21 protein-coding genes are annotated in these 16866 nt (G+C 35.3%); 9 read left to right on the top strand and 12 right to left on the bottom strand.

All coding sequences use genetic code 11. The features are described from left to right. Nucleotides 1–2: 2 nt before the first annotated feature. Nucleotides 3–2960, bottom strand: a complete 2958-nt coding sequence (locus NZ579_05765; protein MCS7299444.1) for a hypothetical protein — start codon at nt 2958–2960, stop codon at nt 3–5. Nucleotides 2961–3163: 203 nt separating this feature from the next. Here NZ579_05765 and NZ579_05770 point away from each other — a divergent pair, with 203 nt between their 5' ends. From NZ579_05770 to NZ579_05780, 3 genes are read left to right on the top strand one after another with little or no spacing between them, the layout of a single operon-like run. Beyond that, nucleotides 3164–3523 (top strand): hypothetical protein, encoded by a 360-nt coding sequence (locus tag NZ579_05770; GenBank protein ID MCS7299445.1) that lies wholly within the window; start codon nt 3164–3166, stop codon nt 3521–3523. A gap of 2 nt (nt 3524–3525) precedes the next feature. Continuing rightward, nucleotides 3526–4869: a DNA repair protein RadA gene (gene radA, locus NZ579_05775; GenBank protein ID MCS7299446.1), complete on the top strand. Its 1344-nt coding sequence runs from the start codon at nt 3526–3528 to the stop codon at nt 4867–4869. A 38-nt stretch (nt 4870–4907) separates the two neighbouring features. Continuing rightward, nucleotides 4908–5840 carry a hypothetical protein gene (locus NZ579_05780; GenBank protein MCS7299447.1) on the top strand — a complete coding sequence of 311 codons (933 nt, stop codon included), beginning with the start codon at nt 4908–4910 and terminating at the stop codon, nt 5838–5840. A 3-nt stretch (nt 5841–5843) separates the two neighbouring features. Here the strand turns inward: NZ579_05780 and NZ579_05785 are convergent, their stop codons facing one another. Both NZ579_05785 and NZ579_05790 read right to left on the bottom strand, forming a co-directional pair. Continuing rightward, nucleotides 5844–6827, bottom strand: a complete 984-nt coding sequence (locus NZ579_05785; protein MCS7299448.1) for an ABC transporter permease — start codon at nt 6825–6827, stop codon at nt 5844–5846. A gap of 1 nt (nt 6828) precedes the next feature. Next, a complete protein-coding gene (locus tag NZ579_05790; protein ID MCS7299449.1) occupies nt 6829–7785 on the bottom strand; it encodes a magnesium transporter CorA family protein in 957 nt (318 codons plus the stop codon). 71 nt (nt 7786–7856) lie between these two features. Between NZ579_05790 and NZ579_05795 the strand changes: the two genes are divergently transcribed. The 5 genes from NZ579_05795 to NZ579_05815 all read left to right on the top strand — a co-directional run bounded on the left by NZ579_05795 (nt 7857) and on the right by NZ579_05815 (nt 10773). Beyond that, a complete protein-coding gene (locus NZ579_05795; protein ID MCS7299450.1) occupies nt 7857–8057 on the top strand; it encodes a hypothetical protein in 201 nt (66 codons plus the stop codon). A gap of 305 nt (nt 8058–8362) precedes the next feature. After that, a complete protein-coding gene (locus NZ579_05800; GenBank protein MCS7299451.1) occupies nt 8363–8722 on the top strand; it encodes a MarR family transcriptional regulator in 360 nt (119 codons plus the stop codon). Between the two features lie 3 nt (nt 8723–8725). Next, entirely contained in the window at nt 8726–9349 is a 624-nt protein-coding gene (gene hisIE, locus NZ579_05805; GenBank protein MCS7299452.1) for a bifunctional phosphoribosyl-AMP cyclohydrolase/phosphoribosyl-ATP diphosphatase HisIE, read from the top strand. Further along, a complete protein-coding gene (gene rnpA / locus NZ579_05810; protein ID MCS7299453.1) occupies nt 9321–9695 on the top strand; it encodes a ribonuclease P protein component in 375 nt (124 codons plus the stop codon). The genes hisIE and rnpA overlap by 29 nt, the downstream gene beginning before the upstream one ends. A gap of 4 nt (nt 9696–9699) precedes the next feature. Then, nucleotides 9700–10773 (top strand): L-threonylcarbamoyladenylate synthase, encoded by a 1074-nt coding sequence (locus NZ579_05815; GenBank protein ID MCS7299454.1) that lies wholly within the window; start codon nt 9700–9702, stop codon nt 10771–10773. Here NZ579_05815 and NZ579_05820 read toward each other — a convergent pair. The 7 genes from NZ579_05820 to NZ579_05850 form a co-directional block, all read right to left on the bottom strand. Next, nucleotides 10757–11491, bottom strand: a complete 735-nt coding sequence (locus NZ579_05820) for an ABC transporter ATP-binding protein (GenBank protein MCS7299455.1) — start codon at nt 11489–11491, stop codon at nt 10757–10759. The genes NZ579_05815 and NZ579_05820 overlap by 17 nt on opposite strands. Continuing rightward, nucleotides 11491–11706, bottom strand: a complete 216-nt coding sequence (rpmC, locus tag NZ579_05825) for a 50S ribosomal protein L29 (GenBank protein ID MCS7299456.1) — start codon at nt 11704–11706, stop codon at nt 11491–11493. Before rpmC ends, NZ579_05820 begins: the two co-directional genes overlap by 1 nt. A gap of 10 nt (nt 11707–11716) precedes the next feature. Next, complete coding sequence (gene rplP, locus NZ579_05830) at nt 11717–12136, bottom strand: 50S ribosomal protein L16 (protein MCS7299457.1); 420 nt, start codon at nt 12134–12136, stop codon at nt 11717–11719. Between the two features lie 10 nt (nt 12137–12146). Then, complete coding sequence (gene rpsC, locus NZ579_05835; GenBank protein ID MCS7299458.1) at nt 12147–12776, bottom strand: 30S ribosomal protein S3; 630 nt, start codon at nt 12774–12776, stop codon at nt 12147–12149. Nucleotides 12777–12779: 3 nt separating this feature from the next. Further along, complete coding sequence (locus NZ579_05840; protein MCS7299459.1) at nt 12780–13133, bottom strand: 50S ribosomal protein L22; 354 nt, start codon at nt 13131–13133, stop codon at nt 12780–12782. A gap of 9 nt (nt 13134–13142) precedes the next feature. Continuing rightward, nucleotides 13143–13427, bottom strand: a complete 285-nt coding sequence (gene rpsS / locus NZ579_05845) for a 30S ribosomal protein S19 (GenBank protein ID MCS7299460.1) — start codon at nt 13425–13427, stop codon at nt 13143–13145. 102 nt (nt 13428–13529) lie between these two features. Further along, on the bottom strand, nt 13530–14657 hold the full coding sequence (locus NZ579_05850) for a hypothetical protein (protein ID MCS7299461.1): 1128 nt from the start codon (nt 14655–14657) through the stop codon (nt 13530–13532). 142 nt (nt 14658–14799) lie between these two features. Here NZ579_05850 and NZ579_05855 point away from each other — a divergent pair, with 142 nt between their 5' ends. Further along, a complete protein-coding gene (locus tag NZ579_05855) occupies nt 14800–14979 on the top strand; it encodes a hypothetical protein (protein ID MCS7299462.1) in 180 nt (59 codons plus the stop codon). 369 nt (nt 14980–15348) lie between these two features. On the opposite strand, the gene NZ579_05860 is transcribed toward NZ579_05855, so the two are convergent. Together NZ579_05860 and NZ579_05865 are read right to left on the bottom strand one after the other, a co-directional pair. Then, a complete protein-coding gene (locus tag NZ579_05860; protein MCS7299463.1) occupies nt 15349–16152 on the bottom strand; it encodes a TIGR00282 family metallophosphoesterase in 804 nt (267 codons plus the stop codon). Continuing rightward, the gene (locus NZ579_05865) at nt 16139–16786 is read right to left on the bottom strand and encodes a V-type ATP synthase subunit D (protein MCS7299464.1); all 648 of its coding nucleotides are present in this window, start codon (nt 16784–16786) and stop codon (nt 16139–16141) included. Before NZ579_05865 ends, NZ579_05860 begins: the two co-directional genes overlap by 14 nt. Nucleotides 16787–16866 lie beyond the last annotated feature (80 nt).

Genomic DNA, 16866 nt, shown 5'->3' on the forward strand with positions numbered 1-16866 from the left:
CTTTACTCCTCAACCTCATTAACCATCTTCCTATATCTATTTATCAATTCAAGATATTTTTTCCTAATGTGGGAGTCTTTAATATTCACATTCACTCTTGTATCAACGATGTTTGTAACATTGATTGGTTTATACTCTTTAGGTTTCTCGGCTTCTCTCCTCTCCGAAATACCTCTCTCAAACATACCTTTTTCATACTCAAGGATATTGAATTCAACTCTTTGTGTCTTATCGTAAGCAACTTGAAGTTTTCGTTCTTTTACCTTATTCAGTATATCTTCAAGTTCTTCTCTTATTTTGCTTGCTTGCGAGCCTCCAGCACTCTTGTTTTCAAGCTCTCTGGCTTTTCTTATCGCTTCTTCTAGCATCTTCTCAAGTTGTCTTACCTCTTCTTCTCCAAATCCTTCCTCAACCATCTCCTTGAGCATTTTGGATATCTGCCTATACATTTCCATTAACTCACTCGCACTAACACCAGAAGGAGATAAATTAAAACTATCATTAAGTTCATCATAAAGTTCAAGCAGTTTCGCAAGAGTAAATGAAGTTTTATCAATCATATTCAAAACACTCAATGACACCGACATAATCGCACCACTTGATATAGCATCTGTGAATAGATTAAAGTCCTTCTCTATCTCTCTGAAAGCATACTCAATCTCTGAATAAACACCTGCTGTAGAAGGATTGACTGAAAATGTGTCAAGAAAGTCTCTAACAACAAGCCTAAAATCTTTCAACGCTTGTGAAACATTACCAAAGTCTTCCCTCAAAAATTCAGTGTTTATTTTGTTCTCTCTCAATCCAAGTTTGTCAATGTTCTTCCTAGATACCGAAAGCCTGTATTGAGAAGATAAAATACCAAAATAAGTCTCCCAAAACCTATCATTCTGTCTTCTAGTCATCTCAGAGTAGTTCCTCATAATCTCTCTAAACATCTCAAAGTCAATATCTTTAAAGAAATTAGATATTTCACTTTCACTCATCATTTTACGTTCCTTAAGAGATCTCTCAAGTTGCTTTACTTTATCAAGAAAACTGGTCTTGAATTCACTACTCATTCTTGAGAATTCTTCACTCTTTAGAAATTCTTTGAGTTTCTCATCAAACTCGCTTAAATCACGATTCCTAACGCCTTCCTTCAAACTTTCTTCTAACTCTCTCAAGTCAGAAATTGATTTCAAGACATCCCTAAACTCAAGTATCCTGTTTATCTCCATCTCAAGTTCATTAAGTGCTTTTGTAATATCCTCAAGTTTCTTTGAAACTTGCGATGGCTCAAATGTTTTGTCTCTTGACAACTTATCCACAATCTCTCTAAACTCTTTATCATTTAGCAATCTTTCTAACTTCGTGGATATCTGTTCAAGTCTTTCAAACTCCTCCTTAAGCCCACCAGTCCTGTCAAGTTGTTGGTAAATGTCCTTTACATTCCTTGAAAACTCAACGAGATTAGTTGAAAGACTTTTGAGAGACTGTAATTTTTCAGAAATTTTTGATTGAGACACATTCCTCCTACTTAGCTGATACCTAGTGTTTAAAGTATCATCCTTTTGTTTTGATACCTCGTCTTTCAGATCCTGTAGTCCTTGATTTAGCATCCTAGCAATCTGTGAGAAGGTAGGTATGTAAATACTCCTTTTACCAACACCTACTGCACCGAACAAGTCCTTCGCATACACATAAACACTTATGTAATCACCAGGTAGGAACCCAGAGGAATTTAAAGAGAACTTGAAGTTCCCATCGTAGGAGAATGAAATATTTTTGTTGTTTGTATTAAATCGTTTTTCAAGACCTGTAAGTGAGTTACTTACAATTACTTCCATCCAACTTGAGACAATCCGATCACTATCGGTTATCTCACCATATCCATCTAGAACAAACCTTGGTATCAGAGTAAGGTCTCTGTCTGGATACTTTATCTCAACAATAGGTATATCGTTGTCTCTCACTAAAAATGTTACATTCTCAATCTTAAATTGCCTACCAAATACATCGGTAATATTTATGTTCATAACCGAATTAGATTTAGCAACAAACGGTATGATTATTTTATTACTCTTATCGCCATACTTCCATACAGAACCTTTCCCAGAACTAACTTTTGAGACATCGTAAGAGAATTCAAAATTCATAACCACTCTGCTACCTCTCACTACTTCAGTAGAGGGAATATAGTCGTAAGATGCTATTGGTATGTCTCTGTAAAAAATATCAATCCTCTGATTGAGGAGTGTGAATTCTGATAAGTATTTAGGAGTTAGCGTTCTTATATGTCTAATAAGCCCGTATTTTCTTACGAATAGTTGAATATTCGTTGAAGTCGTTGTCATCTCTCCGATGAAGGTGTTATTTGATCTCTCTAATGCTATCGTTCTCTCCGCTGATACGAAGAATTCTCCTGAATAGTTTGGTATGACTTCTACTCTAAATGGTATGGATAGAGATACGAATTTACTATACTCAACCTTAGGATCAGCGAAAGTAAAGTTCAAAAACTCCTTCAGACCTCTGTTTTCAATTAGTAGCAGATTTGATACGAGGATTGTAGCAATTAGAAGACCTATGAAGGTTAGAGTTTGGTTTTTGAGTATCCTAGTTAGGGATAAGTCTAAAGAACTAACTTCACTATTGTTTAAAAGATTAAAACCTTTTTTGTGTGCTTCTACGAGCGAGTCAATTAGAAATCTTCTCCTTGAGAAGATGAGTGTCTCTATCTTTGAGTAAGATAGAAGAAAGAAACTAGAAAGTCTGATTATGACAAATACGAGAGATGATGTTATCAAGATAACTATAAGGAATACAAATACCAGGGTAGGAATAAAGTAGTTGAAGTCAAATATGAGTAGGGTTATTGAGGTTGAAAGAGTTAGTAAAACCAAAGAGAGTATAATTACAACTACAAAATTTACCAAGCCTAAAAGTTGTATTACTCTTATCTTATTGGTTAGTTCCATAAACCTAACTGAATTTTAATATTAATACTCAATGCTTTTGTAAAATAAGCAAAAAATTAGAAACAAGCAAATGAAGGTTCATAGCACTTCTAGGGGGATTAACACCTTTACGATTGAAACCCTGGTGAGAGCATAAGTTTGTGTAGTTAGGGTTTGATATTTTATTTTTTACTTTACCTTTGTAGTATTTTAAAATTGTTTTTATGAAAAAGTTTTCGTTGGAAGATGTAAAATCGCTATCGTCTCTTGAAGAGATATTTTCTTACATTCATAGGAACAACCTGTATCTATCTGACAAGGATGTTAGGGAGTTAGAAGACATAGTTTTGAAGATGGATCAAAGGGGGAAATGGTGTATTCTTCTTGCTGAGAAGTTTCCTGATAAGGTTAATATAAGAAGGATAGAAGATGCCGTTATAAAGAAGGATAAAACTGGTCAATTCTGTTATATACTCGCAAAGAATGTTCCAAATGTTAATATAGATAAAATGAGAGAGGCAGTGTATAAGAAAGATACTAGTGGTATATGGAGGATGAAATTTGATGAGAATGTAAAGAAGTAAATATGGCTAAACCAAAGACTGTTTTTGTCTGTCAAGTCTGTGGGCAAGAAACATCAAAATGGATGGGGAGGTGTCCATCTTGCGGCGAGTGGAACACATTTGCTGAAGAAGAAAAAGATGAAACACCGAGAGGCAAAACTGTAATAATATCTGAAAAAATCTATCCAAAAAGTATAGTTGATATTGAGTTCTCTGATACAAAAAGGATACCTACAAACCTTAAGCAATTTGATAATATTCTTAACGGTGGGCTAGTAGAAGGACAGGTATCTCTGATAGCAGGAGAGCCAGGAATTGGTAAATCTACTCTTGTCTTACAGATAGCAGATAATCTAGCAAAGGTTGGTAAAGTTTTGTATGTGAATAGTGAGGAATCAAACGAGCAGATAAAAATTCGGAGTACGAGACTAAAAATAGATAACCCAAACATCTTCCTGTTTCCTGAAACTAAACTTGAGAACATTGTTGATTTTATCCTTTCTGGAAACTACCGTTTTCTGATTGTTGATTCAATACAGAATATATACTCGGATAGGTTTTTATCATCACCCGGAAGCATAACACAGGTTAGGGAGACAACAGCAAGGATAACCGAAATAGCGAAGTATAAAAACATAACTACCTTCATAATTGGACATATAAACAAAGAGGGAATGATAGCAGGTCCTAAAGCAATTGAACATATTGTGGATACTATTATACTCATAGACAAGGATAGCAAAGGTAGTTATAGGATATTGAGAACTGTGAAGAATAGGTTTGGTCCTACAAACAGCGTGGCTTTGTATAATCTTTCAAGTAGTGGGCTTGAGGATGTTCCAGATTTTACATTCTTTTCAACATATACTCCTTCTTTGGTTGGGAGTGTTTTGTGTTGTGTTGTTGAGGGAGTTAGAGGTATAGTAGTAGAAGTCCAGTCTCTTGTTAATGCTACACAGTTTGGTTTTGCGAAAAGAACAGCGGATGGTATAGACACAAACAGACTATATATGCTATCTGCGATACTTGACAAGTATCTGAATACAAAATTATCAACTTATGACATTTATCTAAACATAACATCTGGTTTTGAAGTAAAGGAAACAGGTACAGACCTTGCGGTAGCACTGTCAATACTTTCAAGTCTTAAAAACAAGGAAGTTCCAAGGGATCTATCTGCGTTTGGTGAGATAGGTCTAGCTGGAGAGGTTAGACCTGTTCCTTACTTTGACATAAGGATACCAGAGCTCAAGCGAGTAGGTGTCAGGAAAGTAATAGTTCCGAAGAATAACAAGCCCAAGAGTTTTCAAGAAGGTATAGATCTGGTTGAAGTTGAAAATATTTACGACTTACTGTCAATTCTTTAGGAATTCTAAAAGAATATCCGAAAATTGTTGAAAAAGGTATGCCAAACTTTGTTGATATAACAAACAGAGTTGACAAAAAGTCTCAGAAGAAATACTCACTGACAGTCGCCTATATAGGAAAGAAGAGCCTATACGCCTTTAAAAACCGTGTTGATGATATAGTCTCTTTCTTCGGAAGTATATCAAACATTGAGATTATGTATGTTGATACTTCAAAGACTGATATAACTGATGTTGGAGATATTCTTGATAAAGCGAGGATTATTATACCTGATGAGGATATAACCATATCAGAAGCTGTTAGCACTGCTATTTCGCTTGCAAGTTCCCAGCTTGTTTTGGTTATGACGGTTAATTACAGACCTTCACTTCTAAACACAAAGAGCATAAGAGACATCTTCAGTGCCGAACCAACTCTTCTATGTATCACACCGACGGTAATATATCAAGCTAAGAGGATAACGGAGACCGTTAAGATCGGAATAAGTGGTAATAAACTTGATTGGGTTGTCTTGGATAATGCTAAAAATCCCGCAAGCTTGACACCAAATAACTTTCTTGGTATCTACAACAGAAACTTATTCACATCCATAGGAGGTTATCTGAAGGAACTTCCAACGAATTTGTCCTTGATTGAGTTTGGAATAAGAGTATGGAGTGGTGGATGTATAATCATCTCAACGAAAGATTTTCTTATTGATAAAATTGCTGACTTTGACGTCCCAACTAGCGTTCTTGAGAAAGACGAAAAATCACCATCATTCAAACACTTTCTGTCAAAGAGACCTTTTATATCAATACTTGAAGATATTCTATCAATACCTATCCTATTGATAACTTTAAGATTTAAGGACATTTCCAAAAACATTAGAGAGTTAGTTGTTTATCTTAAGAATAAGGACAAAATTTCTATTTTCACACCTGACGTTGAGAAGATCGCGTCAATAATAAGCTATTACGAGGAGAGATAAATTCTAATGCTGACTTGAAAATTTTATTCTTGGGTCAGCGATCACATAGAGAATATCAGCTATCAGTAGGCTTACTAGAGTGAGTAATGCTGATATCGCACTTAATCCCATCACTATCGGATAATCTCTTGAAAACACCGCGTTGTAAAAGAGTTGTCCTATCCCGGGAAGAGAGAATATCTTTTCAATTATTATACTTCCTGCTATTAGTGCTGGTAAGACAGTACTGAATATCGTTATCACTGGTATCAGGCTATTTCTTAAGATATAGTGAAATCTAACTTTTCTTTCCAAGATACCTAGAGACCTAGCGAACTTAACATACTCCTGATTTGATACTTCAATTATTGATGTTCTTACTACTTTTGCTACGAATGCTATTCCAGCGTAAGATAGAACTATGACTGGTAGAGTAACGTGGTATGCTACATCCATAAGTTTTTCAAAGAAATTCATCTCGTCAAAGTTTATAGATGTAAAACCACCGATTGGAAAGATACCAAGCCAGATTGCAAGTATAAGAAGCAACATTAGTGCAACCCATGGCTCAAAGAGAGAGTATAATCCAAATAGGACAACACTAGATGTTTTGTCAAACAACTTACCTCTGTGTATTCCAGCTAGGACACCTATCGTTATACCAAATATGAGTATTATGAGTTGGGATAGAATGTTTATCGTTATCGTTACAGGTAATCTTTCAAGTATGAGTTCTGAAACTTTCTTTCCGTATTGAAAAGAATTACCAAAGTCAAACAATATAAAGTTTCTAAACCATATTAGGTATCTCTCAAGTATAGGTTTGTCAAGACCGTAGGAGCGCTTGAAGTTTTCATAAGCTTCTGGGGAGAGTTTATTGCTTAACTCGCCAATCATTCCTTTTATCGGATCTCCAGGAGCGAGATGAACGACTAGGAATATTACTATAGTTATTCCTATAAAGGTTGGGATTATGAGTAGAATTCTTTTGACGATATATAAAAACATATTATCTTTTGGATCTTCTATACATAAACCTATTTATGTATGCGTTGAGGATGAAGACTATACCTATTCCAAGAATGAAAGTGAAAACGAGAAAAGAAAGGTAAGCGATAGGCCAGGAAATACCTAGACTTTCTGTCATCATCGTATATTCGGACATACCACCTATACTCGCTATCAGATTGAGTGGTAGCATAACTACATTTATGATAGTAAGGTTTTTTATAAGGATATTCATATTATTATTCACTATGCTTGCTCTTGCATCCATTACTTCAGCTAAAACCATAGACAGTATCCTTGCCTGCTTGTAACACTGTCTATTATCTATTATGAGGTCTTTAAGCTTTTCAAAGGATTGCTTACTGAAACCTATCTTATCCCTATACTCTTTGATCTTTATCAGAACACCAAGATTTGAGTTTAATGCGTTAAGATAATACACAAGACTTTCACTCAAACTGAACATTTGAAGAAGGTATTTGTTATCAAGAGATGTATTAATTTTTGTTTCTATCTCTGATGAAACAATTTTTATACCTCTAAGATGTCCGTAGAAATGGTTTATAGTAGTTTGAAGAAATGCCAGAAGAATATCTTGTATGCTATTTATGTTTCTAAAGTACTTTGACTCAAATATTCCCATTTCGTCTGGCAAGATGAATACAATTTTATTATTGTCAAAGAATATACCAACCGACGAGACATTGAAAACTAACTGCCCTCCATAAGAGTAATTCTTTGGTATCTTCCAAACAATAAATACACCACCATCGTCGTATATTTCAATACGAGCTATCTCCTCAATGTCAAACGATGATGTTATATCATGTTCGCTTATACCTAGTTGCTTGAGTGTTTCTAACTCATCGTCACTTGGTTCAACGAAAACGATAACTGGAGATTGCTGATCATTAGAAACCCTTGCTATACCATTCATTATCTGGTAATATTTTACCATCTCTTACTCCATGCATTAAGAAATTTTAAACTATTGAAAATTTTGATAACAATTTTTAAGCAAGAGAGGTTGTGAAGAGAAGATTGGTGATAGACATCCACACCTCAAACATACACTACCGTTTGAAGAGATTGGGAGAGTTGATGGATGTGATTAATGAGAAGATACTTGAGATAGGGATGAGTTTTTTGAGGGAGGCTGGTGTGAGGGGAATAGATGTTGATGGAACTGGTGTTGGGGGAATTGGGATTAGGGAAGTCAATAGACATTAAGGTTGTTGTGATAGTGGGGCATAGTAGAGAGGTAAGGCAAGAGTTGTTGGATGTTTGATGGGGATACTCTTGAAGATGGTTCTGGGTGGTAGGTTTTTTGATGAGGGGGTGTTGAATAGGAGAGGATATAGGTGAGAATATGGGGGAGTGTTAAGTTGACAGAGTTTGTGAAAGGTATGGGAGGATGATATGTTCTGTTGCAGAATATACATTTTTTGAAAACCATCAGAAAAAATCTTGATATTATCAAAAGTTATTGTTAATAATTTTTTACTATGTAAAATTTTGAACTCTTGGAGGTCTGGATGGAAAATATATGTAGGCTTAGGAGAATATTCTCTTTGGTTTATAGGCTTGAGAGGAGTATAAAGAAAAGGTTTGGTATAACTGCTAATGAGATAATGGTTTTGTGTCTTCTGAACGTAACAAAATTATCTGCTGGCGAACTTTCAAGGGAGATGGGGATATCGGAATCTAGGATGTCAAAGATAATTGACTCCCTTGAAAAGAATAAATACATTGTTAGGGAAGTAGGTCTCAACGACAAGAGAAAAATGATGTTTTCAATAACTGAAAAGGGTATTGATAAAGTTAGGGAATTTGCAGAGTCTGACTTTGAAGTTCCTGATATTGATATTGATAAACTCTCTAGTTTAATATGCTAGGTTATGGTTAAGGTTAGTTTTTCTATTGAAGAGATTAGATTTGATGATAAAGGGCTTGTGCCTGCTATAATTCAGGATGTATCTAGTGGTGAAGTTTTGATGCTTGGGTATATGAATAGAGATGCCCTTGAAAAAACCATTGAGACTGGTAAAACTTGGTTCTGGAGTAGGTCAAGAGGGAAGTTATGGAACAAGGGTGAGACTTCAGGTAATTACCACGAGGTAGAGAGTATTACTATTGACTGTGATAACGACACTTTGCTTGTTAAAGTTTATCCTAAAGGCCCTACCTGTCATACAGGTAATTATTCTTGCTTCTACAGAGGTGATGACAATTCCGTTTTCTCTTCTAGTGTGATAGACGAAGTTTATCAAGTCATACTGGAAAGAAAGAAAACTATGCCAGAGGGTTCCTATGTTGCTAAAAAGATGAAGGAAGGGATTGATAGGATTCTTAAGAAAGTTTCAGAGGAAGCAGGAGAGTTTGTGATAGCATCAAAAAATGGTGATGAAAAGGAAATTATACACGAACTTGCTGACTTAGTTTTTCACTCGCTCCTGGTTTTAGGTTATCTGGATATTCCTGTTGTAAGGTTATATGAAGAACTTGGTTCAAGAAGAAAATAGTTTATCATTTCCGTCTAAAATACACAAGATAAGGAATTTGAGAGACTTTAGGAAGTTGGTAGAGAGGGGTAGAAAGATAGAATTTAAGTTTGGTTTTGTAAGGGTGTGTTATAATGACATGGATGTTTTAAGAGTTGCTGTATCCGTCTCTAAAAAGTTCAGTAAGAAATCGGTAGTTAGGAATAGAGTGAAAAGAATTATCACTGAAATTCTAAGAAATAAGAAGCATCAACTTAAGAGTTTTGATCTGTGGATACACATAAAGTCATTCGTAGAACCTGAGTTGATAAAGGAAGATATTCTTGTTTTTACCTCTTCGTTAAGAGTAAGAGAGAGTGATTACTAGTGTTATGAAGACTAAGATAATAAGGGTATCTCCTGAAAGTATTGAGACAGATTACGAGGTTTTAATAGAACCTGCCACTGCTTTGAGGAATGGTGAATTAGTCGCTTTTCCAACTGAAACGGTATATGGTATCGGCGCAAATTCACTTCTAGATAATTCTGTCAGAAAGATATTTGAAGTCAAGGGAAGACCACAAGATAATCCTCTAATAGTTCATCTACACTCAAAAGATGTTATAAGAAAATATGCTATTATATCAAACGAAGTTGAAGAAGGTATAATTAGCAAGTTTATGCCAGGACCTATAACTGTTGTTCTTAAGAGTTGTGGTGTTGTGTCTTCAGTTGTAACCGCTGGACTCGATACCGTTGGAATAAGGATACCTTACAACATTATCGCTCAAAAACTTTTAGAACTTGCGTGTGTTCCAGTTTCAGCTCCGAGTGCTAACCTGTCGGGTAAGCCAAGTGCTACCGATCCAGTTTCCGTTATTGAAGAGTTCAGAGGGAAAATACCATATATAATAGATGGCGGTAGGACTCATATAGGAATTGAGTCAACAGTTGTATTGGTTAAGGAAGAGAGTGATAGGTTTAAGATACTTATACTAAGACCTGGTTTCATTACGAAGGAAGACCTTGAGGGTTTTGTCAGTGAAAATAAGTTTTCAAAACCAGTTTTTGTTGAGTATTCTGAGAACTTTTCATCTGAAAGACCAATCTCTCCGGGACAGAAGTATAAACACTACTCTCCAAAGTCAAAAGTAGTTCTTTTGAATGATAAGAGTAAGTTGGATGAATTCTTTAAGGTTGTTGGAAATGGTAGAATAGGAATTTTAGGAAAGTTTGATTTTATAAATGACTTGGAACTTTATCTTATAAATTTGGGTTTTAAGGATATTCTTAAGGTGGAATGGTGCGGGAACGATTTACTTGAGTGCGCTAGAAATCTCTTTCTATACTATAGGTTTTTTGACAGAGAAGGTGTTGAATTCCTATTTGTTGAAAACCTCGGTAATAGTGGGATAGCATATTCAATTATGAATAGGGTGAAAAAGTCTGCTAGTTATGTTCTTTAGACTTTTGTCGTCTTTTTCTTTGGTATGTTTCTTGTTCTACTCTTTTATGTTCTGTAATTGTAATCTTTGAGTTTATAATTGATATTATTTTGTTTGAGTATTCCATCACATCCTGACGGTGTGTTATAAAAACCACTCCAACATTCTGCTCCTGATTTATCTTCTCTAGCAGTGATATTATCTCAAGTGAGTTCTTTTCATCAAGGTTAGCAGTAGGTTCGTCTGCGAATATGTATTTAGGAGACCTTATTAGTGCTCTTGCTAGAGAAATTCTCTGTTTTTGACCACCAGACAAGATCCTAACATCACTGTTTATATACTCTTCCATTCCTACATATCTTAAGATTTCTTTCGCTTTATCAACATACTTACTTTTAGACTCACCTGATATGTATATAGGAAGAAGGATGTTGTCAAGGACAGAAACCTGTTCAACGAGCTCAAATGTTTGGAATACAAAACCAATGTTTTTGCCGCGATAGTTTGAGATGAATAGATCCTTAAAGACTCTAGGCACAACTCCATCATAAACTATATATCCTGAAGATGGTGGTTCAACTCCTGCTATGATCTTAAGAAGTGTTGTTTTACCACAGCCAGACTCACCTGTCAGAGATATGAAATCACCTTCTCTTATCTCAAAGGAGACATTTTCAAAAATGACCTTCTTCTTTTTGTCAACGAAGAAGTGTTTTGACAGGTTTACAACCTCTATCATTACTTCCTTATACCAAGTTCTTTCTCTCTTATGAGGGTTTTTATCAATGCTATTAATCTTCTAGTTCTTCTAATTTTCATCGGGTTATCAGGTTGTTTGGTTGATTTGCTTATGATCATTGATGTATACTCTGATGTAAATTTCTCAAGCTCTTTTTTGAGTTCGTCTATTTTCATATTTTGGTAAAGTTGTTTTGTCTTTTTTGTAAAGGACATTGTTATCCTCCTAGAGTATTTCGCTTCTTTTGATTAATTTAACATTGATACCTATTTTTGCGGAGATTTTTTTTGCAATCTTTTTTGAAAACTCTTCATCTACACCAGACCATTCAAATATCACCTTACCTCTTACTACTGCTGCTTCCCAGTGATCAATATCTGACTTACCTTTACCCATTCTTGTCTCAAGAGGTCTTTTCGTGCGAGACCTGTCGGGGAAAACCCTCAACCAGAATTTACCACCTTTTGGCATCTGTCTTGACAAAAGGACGCGGACTGTTTCTATCTGCTTATCTGTTATGAATGTAGGCTCAAGTGCAATCACACCGTACTCTCCGAAAGCAAGATGTGTATCAGTAGCAACTCCGTTTAACTTTGCGGTGTGTGGCTTTCTCCATTTTGGGTTAGCGGGACTTAACAAAGGCATAACCTACCTCCTATTCATATATCCAGACTTTTACACCGACTATTCCTACGGTGCTGTTTGCTTCAGCAAAGCCGTATTTTACCTTTGCTGTTAATGTACTTAATGGAATAGTTCCAAACTTAAGCTCTTCTGATCTAGCAACATCAACACCACCCAATCTCCCAGAGCATCTTATTCTTATACCTTTTACTCCTAAATCAACTGCTTTCTGTAATGCTCTTCTCATCGCTCGCTTGTAAGGTATCCTCATCTCAATCTGTTTTGCTATGTTTTCTGCAACTATCTGTGCGTCCGTGTCAGGTCTCTTTATCTCAATAACTGATACATTAAGTTCTTTATCTGAACTTTTTAGGACATTATTTCTTATCTCTTCCTCAAGTAGCTTAATTTCCGTTCCTTTTCTACCTATTATCACGCCAGGTTGTGAAGTGTAAATAATTACATCAATCCTAGAAGCAAACCTAGATATTTCAATCTTTGAGATACCTGATAGTCTATACCTTGATGTTATGAATTTTCTTATATTGTTGTCTTCAACTACATTATTAACTTGTTCTTCTCTGCTTGAAGCAATCCAGTTTGAAATCCATTTTTCAGATATTCCTACTCTCAATCCGAATGGATGAACTTTCTGACCCATATACTATGCCTCCTTTTTCTGAATTTCATCTGATACAAGAACATATACACTAGAAAACCTTCTTCTTATTATGTCTGCACTACCTCTTGATCTCGGTATAACTCTTTTTAGTGAGATTGACTGATTTACCTTAATGTCTTTCACATAAACATCCTTCATTTCCGATTTAGAACCTTTGTGTTTCAAGTTCGCATAAGCGGATTTCAAAGCCTTTGAAAGGAGTTTTGCTCCTTTGTGCGGTAGGATGTCTAGATAGGATAATACAACATCCAGTCTTCTTCCTTTTACTACATTAACAAACCTTACCATCTTTTTTTGAGATATTTTCAGATACTTTGCTCTACAAACTGCTTCCATAGCCCCTCCTTACTTCTGTGGTGTTACTTCTGCTTTTTTACCACCGTGTGCTCTGAATATCCTTGTCGGAGCAAATTCACCAAGCTTGTGCCCTATCATCTGATCTGTTATGTATACGGGTATGAATGTTTTGCCGTTATACACTGATATTGTTAATCCTACCATTTCGGGTATTATAGTAGATCTTCTGGACCAAGTTTTTATTGGTGTCTTCTCTTTTCTTTCAGACATTTCCAATACCTTTTCGTATAAGTGCTTATCAATAAACGGACCTTTCTTTACCGACCTAGGCATAACTTTCTCCAAAACTCCGACTAATTCTAAACATTGGTGTAAAATGATTTCAAATTTTTGAAACCGGAGTTTGGATAGCGTAATGTTGAGAATTAACCTAATTTAGAAGTATATAGACAATTTCCAGTAAGGACCTATTTGAACATTTTGAAATCCTATAAACGATGTGCTTAACCCTATATCAAGTTTAGCGAACCCAATCTCTCCTCCTACACCTATTGCTAAACCGAGAGACCTAGATATTTGATTGTTATAATAACTTAAATAGATTTTTGATAAACCTGAAAGTGAGAATATATCTGCACTCCAAAAGTTGTATCTACCACCTACTTCAGTAGAGAATTTTGTAAGAATCGTATCATCTATCGGTAGGATACTTGTACCTACTGCAAATTCACCAATAACTTCTCTTGAAAATTTGTATAATATCCCTATAGATATCATACCAAGACTTCCACTGCCAACCTCAAAGAATAATCTCCTACCGATAAGTTCATCGGCTCCTAGTATTTTTACTTCCTTTGAGTTGTGTATAACTAATGATTTAGTGTTTTCTCTTTCTATACTAACTAATCCGCTTGCTAAACTTTCCTTGGTATCACTGTCGGATATCTTTATATTATAGTCCATTCCACTTATTACTGGAATGCTACCTCTGAATCCATTTCCTACTTTACTATAAACCATCTGATCGTTGAGATGAATATCAACTAGTCTTTCGTTTGTTCCAGTTATCTCAATTGATATCTTACTGAAACCTACTTCTTTGTTCATAAGGATGCTAGAGTATTTCAATGATATGGTATCTGCCACTTCAAACAATGTTTCTTCAATATTATCGTTATCTAAAACTTTCTCAAGTTTGTAAGACCAGATTATATTCCCTTGATTATTATGTATATTGATTGTGTATGATAGTAAGCCTTTGTTTATAGAATATGTACTTGTTAGGTATAGGTCAGCATTTTTGTTGTTATTAACCATTTCAGTGTAGCTATTATAATTGAAGTTAGGGGCTATAGGTTCTGATATACTATAACCTTTAAGAAATCTCATAGTGTTGTAAGAAGACATCAAAACGCCATAGGAATATTTATTCCTTTCGTAAGTATAGTTTGTTTTTTCTTCCTTGAAAGAACTAAAGATAATTACCTTCTTGGTAGGGGTAAAACATCCAAGTAGAATTATTGTTGTAAAAATCCATACTAAAGTTATCCATTTTATATTCACAGGAATATTATAATAAGACCTTCAATACATTTCAAGATTCAATGAGGGTGTTCGAAAAATTGCTGTATGTCTTTAGAGATAGGGTAGGAAGAAGAATGGGTTTGTGAAAGTATATTGAAATCATGTCTCTCGGAGATAGGGTATGGTGTTCTTCTTGTTGGAAGGTATTGAGCAAATACACAGCAAGATAGAAAGAATAATTTGCAAAGCCTATTACAAAGACAGATGCATAAGGAAGAAACACAAGGATACTATGATTGTCATGATGGATGTTCTTATGACCCTGGGGAGGCTTTCATATAGGCAAGCAAGAGGGTTGTGAAGAGAAAACTAGGGGTAGACATACACATCTCAAACATACACTAACCGTTTGAAGAGGTTAGGAGAGTTGAGGAATGTAATTAATGAGAAGATGCTGGAGGTGGATATGAGTTTTTTGAAGAAGGCTGGTGTTAGAGGGATAGTTATTGATGAGAATGGTGTTTAGGGAAGAAAGATTAGGAATGTCAAGGGACACATTAAGGTTGTTGTAATAGTGGGGATTAGCAAGAGGGAAGCAATGGTTATTTGGTTTTTGACGGAGTCGGTATACTCTAATGAGGTAGGGATGGTTTTGGGCGGTAGGGATTTTGTTGAGAAGGTGTTGAAGGAGAGTTAGTTTGACAATAAATAATTCATCACCGTTACTGCCCTAACTAGTTGGAAGTGAAAGGTTCAACCTTCTTATGCTAAATGTTTTACCACTTGTCACATCTACATCTGCTATAACACCATTTATCTGGAATTCTCCCTCTGTTGATGGGTCAAGTCTTTCAGGAACACCTAAAACTATCCTTTTCATAGACTCATCAATCTTGCTGCCTATTACTGATTTTTGAAAGCCACACATACCAATATCTGTTATGTATCCTGTGCCATTTGGTAGTATTTTCTCATCAGCAGTTTGAATATGTGTATGAGTTCCAAAGACGAGAGAAACTTTACCGTCCAAAAACCATCCCATCAAAACCTTTTCAGCAGTAGCTTCTGCGTGAAAATCTACTACAATCAAGTTGGTTTCTTCTCTTAATTTACTTACTTCGTTTTCAACAGAATAGAATGGTGAGACAAATGGTGCATCCATAATAACACTGCCGATCACATTCACAACAGCAACTTTTAAGTTATTTACACTTACAATAGTAGTACCTCTTCCTGGTAATGAAGGATGATAATTTATTGGCCTCAATAATCTATCTGACTCGTTTATGAACTTATAAACATCTTTTTTGTTCCATATATGATTACCAGTAGTTATAACATCAACTCCAGAAGATATGAGAAGTTTGTATTCCTTTTCGGTTATTCCTATACCTCTATCACTTGAATTCTCTCCATTGACAATGATGATATCAGGATGTAGTGTTTCCCTGAGTGTAAGAATATACTTTGAAAGTATCTCAACAGCCCTAGTTCCAACAACATCTCCAAGAGCAAGTATCCTAATACTCTTCATCTACCAATTCCTCTCTTGTCTTTCTACCTTTTATCCTCTGGAGTTGGAATATTACCTCTCTATCCCTGTCTTCAAGAGAGTCAACAATGAACTTAATATCCTCTAATATCTCTGGTATTATAACATTATCAAGTGCATTAACCCTTCGCTGGGTTTTCTTTAGATCCTTTATTAAATTCCACAGCACTGTCTCCTTTTCCGAAACCTCTATCATTTTTTTCAAGAATATTTCAAACTTACCTTTTAGTGATTCTAACCTGTATGAAGAGAAGAACACCGAGTTATTCACAGAAGTATTCATCTTAACATTCATTGACTTGACAACTGGAACGATAACACCTATCACATTCTTGTATATTATATCAAACTCAACCTCTCGTATGTTAGCACATTTAAGTTCGTTATAGATAAACTCATCACCGAGTATGGACTTTATGTATATGAATTCATTGTAGATTTCCCTAGTAAGTTGGTCAAACTCCGCTCTTACCTTCTTAAGTTCCTTAATGACTGAAAGTATGTTAGTTATTAGGATCTCTTTTTTTTCGTCAAGTAGGTTTCTTCCATCTCTTGCAAGCTTCAAGAATTCTCTTGCGTTTATTAGGTTCAACTTTGTAGGAACAACCCTAGCCATGTATTCTACCTATTACTCAAAGATTATATACATACCTCTTAAAACTTTTCAAAATAACCTAAATTCCTCGTTTTTTATTG

It is taken from the genome of Spirochaetota bacterium (genome assembly GCA_025061835.1).
Classification (GTDB): domain Bacteria; phylum Spirochaetota; class Brevinematia; order DTOW01; family DTOW01; genus SKYB106.

Excerpts from the sequence above, each read along its gene's own strand:
- NZ579_05765 (MCS7299444.1), bottom strand. The coding sequence starts at position 2,960 with ATGGAACTAACCAATAAGATAAGAGTAATACAACTTTTAGGCTTGGTA.
- NZ579_05770 (MCS7299445.1), top strand. The coding sequence starts at position 3,164 with ATGAAAAAGTTTTCGTTGGAAGATGTAAAATCGCTATCGTCTCTTGAA.
- radA (MCS7299446.1), top strand. The coding sequence starts at position 3,526 with ATGGCTAAACCAAAGACTGTTTTTGTCTGTCAAGTCTGTGGGCAAGAA.
- NZ579_05780 (MCS7299447.1), top strand. The coding sequence starts at position 4,908 with ATGCCAAACTTTGTTGATATAACAAACAGAGTTGACAAAAAGTCTCAG.
- NZ579_05785 (MCS7299448.1), bottom strand. The coding sequence starts at position 6,827 with ATGTTTTTATATATCGTCAAAAGAATTCTACTCATAATCCCAACCTTT.
- NZ579_05790 (MCS7299449.1), bottom strand. The coding sequence starts at position 7,785 with ATGGTAAAATATTACCAGATAATGAATGGTATAGCAAGGGTTTCTAAT.
- NZ579_05800 (MCS7299451.1), top strand. The coding sequence starts at position 8,363 with ATGGAAAATATATGTAGGCTTAGGAGAATATTCTCTTTGGTTTATAGG.
- hisIE (MCS7299452.1), top strand. The coding sequence starts at position 8,726 with ATGGTTAAGGTTAGTTTTTCTATTGAAGAGATTAGATTTGATGATAAA.
- rnpA (MCS7299453.1), top strand. The coding sequence starts at position 9,321 with ATGAAGAACTTGGTTCAAGAAGAAAATAGTTTATCATTTCCGTCTAAA.
- NZ579_05815 (MCS7299454.1), top strand. The coding sequence starts at position 9,700 with ATGAAGACTAAGATAATAAGGGTATCTCCTGAAAGTATTGAGACAGAT.
- NZ579_05820 (MCS7299455.1), bottom strand. The coding sequence starts at position 11,491 with ATGATAGAGGTTGTAAACCTGTCAAAACACTTCTTCGTTGACAAAAAG.
- rpmC (MCS7299456.1), bottom strand. The coding sequence starts at position 11,706 with ATGTCCTTTACAAAAAAGACAAAACAACTTTACCAAAATATGAAAATA.
- rplP (MCS7299457.1), bottom strand. The coding sequence starts at position 12,136 with ATGCCTTTGTTAAGTCCCGCTAACCCAAAATGGAGAAAGCCACACACC.
- rpsC (MCS7299458.1), bottom strand. The coding sequence starts at position 12,776 with ATGGGTCAGAAAGTTCATCCATTCGGATTGAGAGTAGGAATATCTGAA.
- NZ579_05840 (MCS7299459.1), bottom strand. The coding sequence starts at position 13,133 with ATGGAAGCAGTTTGTAGAGCAAAGTATCTGAAAATATCTCAAAAAAAG.
- rpsS (MCS7299460.1), bottom strand. The coding sequence starts at position 13,427 with ATGCCTAGGTCGGTAAAGAAAGGTCCGTTTATTGATAAGCACTTATAC.
- NZ579_05855 (MCS7299462.1), top strand. The coding sequence starts at position 14,800 with ATGGTGTTCTTCTTGTTGGAAGGTATTGAGCAAATACACAGCAAGATA.
- NZ579_05860 (MCS7299463.1), bottom strand. The coding sequence starts at position 16,152 with ATGAAGAGTATTAGGATACTTGCTCTTGGAGATGTTGTTGGAACTAGG.
- NZ579_05865 (MCS7299464.1), bottom strand. The coding sequence starts at position 16,786 with ATGGCTAGGGTTGTTCCTACAAAGTTGAACCTAATAAACGCAAGAGAA.